Origin of the sequence: Herpetosiphon gulosus (assembly GCF_039545135.1) — a bacterium.
Classification (GTDB): Bacteria; Chloroflexota; Chloroflexia; order Chloroflexales; family Herpetosiphonaceae; genus Herpetosiphon; species Herpetosiphon gulosus.
On the sequence record NZ_BAABRU010000092.1, the window covers coordinates 1 to 1,150 of the forward strand.

Sequence of the window (1,150 nt, forward strand, 5' to 3'; positions counted from 1 at the left end):
CATGATCAGTATGTCACCATTTGGCCGTAGCGGCTGATGCGGAACAATAGCGATCCAACGCGATGGGTGGCGGAGGCCCATACCATTGCCCAATCGCGTACTGGAGCAACCCAAGAAATCGTGGGAGCCGCAACACGGTCTGATCCACCCGCCGTGGCCCACCGCCCGCAATCCGGAGATACGTCCATTGACACCGAATCCATCCATTAATCACGACGAATCCCAGGGCGATCAGCATGAACCGCAGGCCAGGATTTGTGGCGGTTGTGCGAATCCGCACCGCCTCAAGCTGGCGATAGATCGATTCAATGCCAAACCGTCGTCGATAGCGCCGTCGTACCCCAATCAGGCTCTCACGGATCGCGAACCATGCAAACAAGCACCAGCGCAGTTCATAGCCACCGCGTCGCCGCTGCGCATACGTCCGGACTGCCGCAATCCGCACGGTCACTGCACCTGCCGTGTCGCTCGTAAAGGTATGCGTTCCCCAGTGGCTTATTGGGCCATGGGCCAACGTCCCGACACCGGGTCGGCGCAGCGGCACCGCAATAATGGCGGGGATCTGCGCCGCAACTACTGCCTGAAAGACCGCCACGGAACAAAAGCCTTTGTCCGCATACAGACACTTAATCGTGATTCCGGCGTGCGTGCCATGAGCCAATAGGCGTTCCACAATCGCGCCCATCGACTCGCCTGGCTGAACAAAGGTGATCGCGACGGTCAGGTGGGTGTGTCGCGCTAAGACCGCCATGGACGCACAGCGATAGTGGGCATTGGTGCCCGCACGGGTTTGACCACGACAGACCCAATGGTCATCGCCAGCAGGAATCTGCCCATAGAAGGGGCAGTCGTGGGTATCAATGGCGACCTCAACGGGGGTGGTGGAAACCCACGCGGGAAGCGTTGCGCGAAGGGCAGCATTGCTGGATGTTTCGATCTGCGGAATGGTCGTCGGAGTCCACTGGCAGGCAAGATATCGCCGGATCGTATTGGGGTGGGGAACGTTTGGTTGGATCGTACAGGTCGCTTCGATCGAGTGGGTATGCGTCATCGCATGCAGCAACACCCGCCACAGGTCAGCAGTCTGGCAGCGATAGCCAGAGGCCGATACGGGAAGGTGCGCTTGGACAATCGCCATGGTATCATCAAG

At 59.5% G+C, this 1,150-nt stretch carries 1 protein-coding gene; it reads right to left on the reverse strand.

The annotated features are described in order from the left end of the window. Positions 1-13: 13 nt before the first annotated feature. On the reverse strand, positions 14-1,150 hold a 1,137-nt coding region (locus tag ABEB26_RS26880; protein WP_345725174.1), incomplete at its 5' end, for a hypothetical protein.